This window comes from Microbacterium sp. B24, assembly GCF_000333415.1.
GTDB lineage: Bacteria > Actinomycetota > Actinomycetes > Actinomycetales > Microbacteriaceae > Microbacterium.
The window spans coordinates 1-5,727 of sequence record NZ_BADB01000115.1 but is presented as its reverse complement, the minus strand read 5'-3'; the positions used below and the strand labels follow the sequence as shown (position 1 = coordinate 5,727).

At 68.3% G+C, this 5,727-nt stretch carries 5 protein-coding genes and 1 pseudogene; 3 read left to right on the top strand and 3 right to left on the bottom strand.

Annotation, left to right across the window (positions count from 1 at the left end; genetic code table 11):
* Positions 1-2,549: valine--tRNA ligase (gene valS / locus I5I_RS02650; protein WP_036316177.1), on the top strand; the 2,549-nt coding region annotated here is incomplete at its 5' end.
* A 1-nt stretch (position 2,550) separates the two neighbouring features.
* The gene (locus I5I_RS02645; protein ID WP_036285474.1) at positions 2,551-2,799 is read left to right on the top strand and encodes a hypothetical protein; all 249 of its coding nucleotides are present in this window, start codon (positions 2,551-2,553) and stop codon (positions 2,797-2,799) included.
* 12 nt (positions 2,800-2,811) lie between these two features.
* On the opposite strand, the gene I5I_RS02640 is transcribed toward I5I_RS02645, so the two are convergent.
* Genes I5I_RS02640 through I5I_RS02630 form a run of 3 tightly spaced genes read right to left on the bottom strand, consistent with a single transcriptional unit; the run spans position 2,812 to position 5,347 of the window.
* Positions 2,812-3,384 (bottom strand): dihydrofolate reductase family protein, encoded by a 573-nt coding sequence (locus I5I_RS02640; RefSeq protein ID WP_051039446.1) that lies wholly within the window; start codon positions 3,382-3,384, stop codon positions 2,812-2,814.
* Positions 3,385-3,431: 47 nt separating this feature from the next.
* A complete protein-coding gene (locus I5I_RS02635) occupies positions 3,432-4,730 on the bottom strand; it encodes an MFS transporter (RefSeq protein ID WP_036316174.1) in 1,299 nt (432 codons plus the stop codon).
* The gene (locus I5I_RS02630) at positions 4,727-5,347 is read right to left on the bottom strand and encodes a winged helix-turn-helix domain-containing protein (RefSeq protein WP_036316170.1); all 621 of its coding nucleotides are present in this window, start codon (positions 5,345-5,347) and stop codon (positions 4,727-4,729) included. Before I5I_RS02630 ends, I5I_RS02635 begins: the two co-directional genes overlap by 4 nt.
* A gap of 71 nt (positions 5,348-5,418) precedes the next feature.
* On the opposite strand from I5I_RS02630, the pseudogene I5I_RS02625 reads away from it, so the two are divergent.
* Positions 5,419-5,727 (top strand): annotated as a pseudogene (locus I5I_RS02625) (M3 family metallopeptidase); the annotation flags it as partial.

Below are 5,727 nucleotides of genomic sequence, written 5' to 3'. Positions count from 1 at the left end.
AGCTCGGTCCCGGGGATCCTCTAGAGTCCGCGTGGAGTGCGGCCGGAACCTACTTGTTCGATCGCGACGCCGCGACGGCGAAGGGACGCGCGGGTGTGTTCTCGGTCGACACGCCCCCGCCCACCGCGTCGGGTTCGCTGCACATCGGCCACGTCTTCAGCTACACCCACACCGACGTGAAGGTGCGCTTCGAGCGGATGCGTGGCAAGACGGTGTTCTACCCCATGGGATGGGACGACAACGGGTTGCCCACCGAGCGTCGCGTGCAGAACTTCTACGGAGTGCGCTGCGACACGTCGTTGTCGTACGACCCCTCTTTCACTCCCCCGTTCCGCGGCGACGCGAAGAGCTTGAAGCCCGCCGATCAGGTGCCCATCAGCCGCCGCAACTTCATCGAGTTGTGCGAGGAGCTGACGCTCGAAGACGAGAAGGCGTTCGAGGCTGTCTTCCGTCAGCTCGGACTTTCGGTGGACTGGACGCAGACGTACCGCACGATCTCCGACGACACCATCCGAACGAGCCAGCTCGCGTTCCTGCGCAACCTCCAGCGCGGCGAGGCCTACCAAGCGCTCGCCCCGACCCTGTGGGACATCGACTTCCGCTCCGCCATCGCCCAGGCCGAGCTCGAGGATCGCGAGCAGCAGGCCGCGTACCACCGTCTCGCCTTCCACAAGAGCGACGGCTCGGGAGACATCCACATCGAGACGACCCGTCCCGAGCTGCTCGCCGCCTGCGTGGCTCTCGTGGCCAATCCCGGCGATGAGCGGTACCAGCCGTACTTCGGCCAGACGGTGCGTACCCCGGTCTTCGGCGTGGAGGTGCCTGTTCTCGCGCATCCCCTCGCCCAGCAGGACAAGGGGTCGGGCATCGCGATGGTGTGTACGTTCGGCGATGTCACCGACATCGTCTGGTGGCGTGAGCTCCACCTGCCCAACCGCACGATCCTCGGTCAGGACGGTCGCATCCTGCCCGACGCCCCCGAAGCTCTGACGACGGCGTCCGCGAAGGCCGCCTATGCCGAGTTGGCCGGGCTCACGGTCTTCAGTGCCAAGAAGAAGATGGTCGAACTGCTCGAGGCGTCGGGTGAGCTGCTGCAGGTGTCGAAGCCGTTCAGTCACCCGGTGAAGTTCTACGAGAAGGGCGACCGTGCGCTGGAGATCGTCTCGACGCGCCAGTGGTACCTGCGCAACGGCGCCCGCGACGAGGCGTTCCGCGAGAAGCTCATCGCGCTCGGTCAGGGCATGCAGTGGCATCCGGACTTCATGCGCGTGCGCTACGAGAACTGGACCAACGGCCTCACCGGTGACTGGCTCATCAGCCGTCAGCGCTTCTTCGGTGTGCCCATCCCCGTCTGGTACCCGCTCGACGAGAACGGCGAGAGGATCGACGGCGCTGTGATCACGGCGGATGCCGCCTCGCTGCCGGTGGATCCGACGACCGACGCGGCCCCCGGGTATGACGAGTCGCAGCGGGGCGTGCCCGGCGGCTTCGAGGGAGAGAAGGACATCTTCGACACGTGGGCGACGTCTTCGCTGACTCCCCAGCTGGCCGGCGGGTGGCAGCGCGACGACGAGCTCTGGAATGTCGTCGCACCGTTCGACCTGCGTCCGCAGGGACAGGACATCATCCGCACGTGGCTGTTCTCGACGATGGTGCGTTCGGCTCTCGAGGACGATCGGGCTCCGTGGTCGGATGCCGCCATCAGCGGCTTCATCGTCGATCCCGATCGCAAGAAGATGTCGAAGTCCAAGGGCAACGTGGTCACGCCTGCCGACATCCTCGACCAGCACGGCACCGACGCGGTGCGCTACTGGGCCGCCTCCAGCCGTCTGGGTGCCGACGCGGCCTTCGATCCCCAGAACCCGACCCAGGTGAAGATCGGGCGACGACTGGCGATCAAGGTGCTCAACGCCGCCAAGTTCGTGCTGTCGTTCCCGGTTCCCGCGGGTGCCGAGGTGACGCACGCCTTGGACGCCGCGATGCTCGCGACCCTGGACCGCGTCGTGCGCGACGCGACGGCCGCCTTCGAGGCGTACGACCACGCACGCGCCCTGGAGATCACCGAGGCGTTCTTCTGGACCTTCTGCGACGACTATCTCGAACTGGTCAAGGAGCGCGCCTACAACCAGACCGACGTCGGTCAGGCTTCTGCCGCCCTGGCGCTGCGCACGGCGCTGTCGACGTTGCTGCGTCTCCTCGCCCCCGTGCTCGCGTTCGCGACGGAGGAAGCCTGGTCATGGTTCGAGGACGGCTCGGTGCACACCGCGTCCTGGCCTGAGCCTGTCGACGGCGGCGCACCCGGTGACCCGGGCGTGCTCGCGGCGGCCAGCGCTGCGCTCATCGGCATCCGCCGTGCCAAGACCGAGGCCAAGGCGTCTCAGAAGACGCCGGTGGCGCGCCTCGTGCTCGGGGGTGACGACGTGACCATCGCCGCCCTCCGTCTCGCAGAGGGCGACCTCAAGGCTGTCGGGCGCATCGCCGAGCTGGAGCTGGTCGGTGGCGGGGAAGGCCTGGTCGTGCAGGCCGTCGAGCTCGCTCCGGAGGCGTGAGATGCAGCTCGGGACACGCTGGACCAGCGGCGACGAGCCGCCGGCGGCCGTTCCTGCCGTCCTGCGACCGCAGATCCACGCTGTCGATCGCGCGCTTCCCGGCGACGACCTCGGCCAGCCGCGCCCTCGCTGGACGCTGACCTTCTTGGAGGGTCGCCCGATCGCCGAGTTGGACACCGGCGTGATCGTGGAGGCCACGGCATCCGGTGAGGTGCTCGTGCGGCACGACGACGAGGATGAGTTCGGCTGAGAACGGGCGCTCCTAGGTGAAGGACGGCGTCGGCGGCACGACGTCGTAGACGAGCCGGGCGAAGGGCCCAGCCGCGTGAGCAGAGCGCAAGGAGAGGCGCTCTGCTTCGATGCGCCGGGGCAGCAACGGCGCCCCTGCGCCGAGCGTGACGGGCGCGACCGACACGGCGATCTCGTCGAGGGCACCCGCGTCGAAGAACTGACCCGCCAGGTCTCCGCCCCCCACGACCCAGATGTCACGGTCTCCTGCCGACGCGCGGATCCGCGGCAGCGCCGCAGCGACCGCACCGGAGACGAAGGTGACATCGGCGCCCGCGGGAATCGGCAGCGCGCGCGTGGCGAAGACGAACGTGGGCGTGTCGCCATAGAGCTCTCGCCAGCGCTCGGGGCGCACGAGCAGATCCTCCGCCGCGAGTACCCACTCGTACGTCGTCGCCCCCTCCACCAGAGCGCCGGCGTTCGAGGGAAGCAGGTCTGGATCGGGGTCGGTCCCGCCGGCCGCAGCGAAGAGCCACTCGAGTGAGCCGTCCGTATCGGCGATGAAGCCGTCGAGCGAAACGGCGGTGTCGAAGATGATTCGCCCCATGCCGACGACAGTAGGGGTCTGCTCCGACATCGCCGCTTAGAGCGCCGTCAAGCGATCTCCGCTCCCGCCTCTCGCGTCCCCGCGATGAGCAGTCGCATGCCGAGGAGAGCGACGATTGCCGTCGCCGCGCCACCGATGAGGAAGGGCAGGCGCAGATCGATCCGCGCGACGAGGCCGCCGAGGATCGTGGCGATCGGGAACAGCCCCCAGGTGAGGGTGCGCGTGATGCCGAGCACGCGGCCGAACATGTCGGGCGGGATGATCTGCTGACGCAGGCTGCCCCACGGCACGTTCCAGATCGACACCGCGCACGCGGCGGTTGCGAAGGCGAGGATGGCCGTCCAGACCGACGGTGCGATGCCGGTGAGAAGCATCGCGACACCTCCGCTGAGGATTGCTGCGAACATCACCGGGCCCCGCCCCCATCGAGCCACCAGACGCGGCGCGAGCAGCGATCCGCACAGGGCGCCTACCCCGAGACCGGCGGTGACGAACCCGATGGCAGCGGCCGGGACGGCCAGCGCGTCGACGAAGAAGAGGACGATGACCGCCTGCGCGAAAGCCAGCGCGCTTCCGGTGAACGAGGTGAACACGACCATCGTGCGCAGATAGCGGTGATGCCACAGGTAGGAGAGCGCCTCCCGCGCCCCCGAGCGCCGCGCAGCAGGCAGAGCGGCGTCGTCGGGATCGGCCGGCGCGCGAAGCGGCCGAGCCGCCGAAAGGGGAAGCAGCAGAGCGAGGACGACCGGGACAAGGTACCCCGCCGAACCGATCCAGAGCGGCAGGGCGAGGGAGACGGCGAACAGGATGCCGGAGATCGGGGTGGCGATGAAACTGTCGACGGTCACCTGAGCAGCCTGGATCCACCCGTTCGCGCGATCGAGCTGATCACGCTCGACCACGCCGGGGATGACCGCATTCGTGGCGTTGTCGAACAGCGTCTCGCCCAGGCCGAACACCAGCGTGCCGACGAATAGCGCCCAGAGGCTCAGGCTGCCGGAGGCACCGAGGACGGCGAGCCACAGCGCCACGCTTCCCCGGATCACGTTCGCCAACGCCATGACGTAGCGCCGATCCAGGCGGTCGACGATCATCCCCGCGGGCAAGCCGAAAATCAACCACGGCACGAACGCCAGTGCCGACAGCACCGAGATCACCAGCGGGTCGGAGCTCAGCGTGATGGCGATCAGGGGCACCGCGGTGCGTCCGACACCGTCGGCGAGGTTGCTGAAGACCGCCGCCGACCACAGCGTGCGAAAACCCCGCCCGAGCGGGGCCCGGTGGGCGGCTGGCAGCGGCGAGGACGCCGGTGCCCCGGCATCCTCGTGAGTGGCGGGAGTCGTCATGAGCTGAGTCCGTCTTCGGGGAGCGGGAAAACGTCGGTGCGGATGCTGATGGGATGGAGGTCCTCGCCGGTCTGATCGCGGTAGAGGTCGCCGTAGCGCAGCACGAGCTCGTGCATCTCGGTGATGAGCGCCTCCGTCTGTGCCGGCGTGAGTCGCAACGTCGAGGTGGCGACCATCGCGTTGGCTTCGTCGAGGCCGTCGGGAGAGGCCAAGCTCTCGGTCACGTAGCGCATCAACTGCTGGTGACGCCGCGTGAGGAACTCGCTCATGACGAGTTGCGTGGCCGCCTTGCCTGCGGGCGTCTTCATCGCCTCGGGGTTGGTGAAGGAGATGCCGCCGCGGGGCCGCTCCCACCAGCGCTCGCGTCCCGTGCCGCGGTCACTGATCTCTCGGATGAGGTCGTGCTTCGCGAGTGCGCGCAGGTGGTAGCTGGTTGCCCCGGACGACTCCCCCGTCATCGCCGCCAAGGAACTGGCCGTCTGCGGGCCGTACTGGTTGAGGATGTCGAAGATCTCGATCCGCAGCGGGTGGGCGAGGGCGCGCAGCGCTCCGGCGTCGAGTCGGCGCTCTTCGGCGCGTCCCGTTACGGATCCGTCGGGTGCATCATCGGGGGTCATGATGCAAAGCTACTCTTGCAAAGAATCCTTTGCAACCAGATCTTTGGAGATTTCCGGCCTACGCTGGAGGGATGATCGACGTCGACTCCAATCCTCTGCTGGCACCCTCTTCACTGCCCTACGGCCTCCCCGACTACTCGTCGATCGACCCGGCGCACTATCTCCCCGCGTTCATGGAGGGGTTCGCGCGGCACCGCAGCGAGATCGATGCCATCGTCGCTGACGAGTCCGCCCCCACCTTCGAGAACACGATCGTCGCGTTGGAGCGCGCCGGAGAGCTCTTGGGCCAGGTGGCGCGCACCTTCTACACGGTCTCCTCCGCCGACGCGACGCCCGAGATCCAGGAGATCGAAGAGACGCTCGCGCCGCTGATGGCCGCC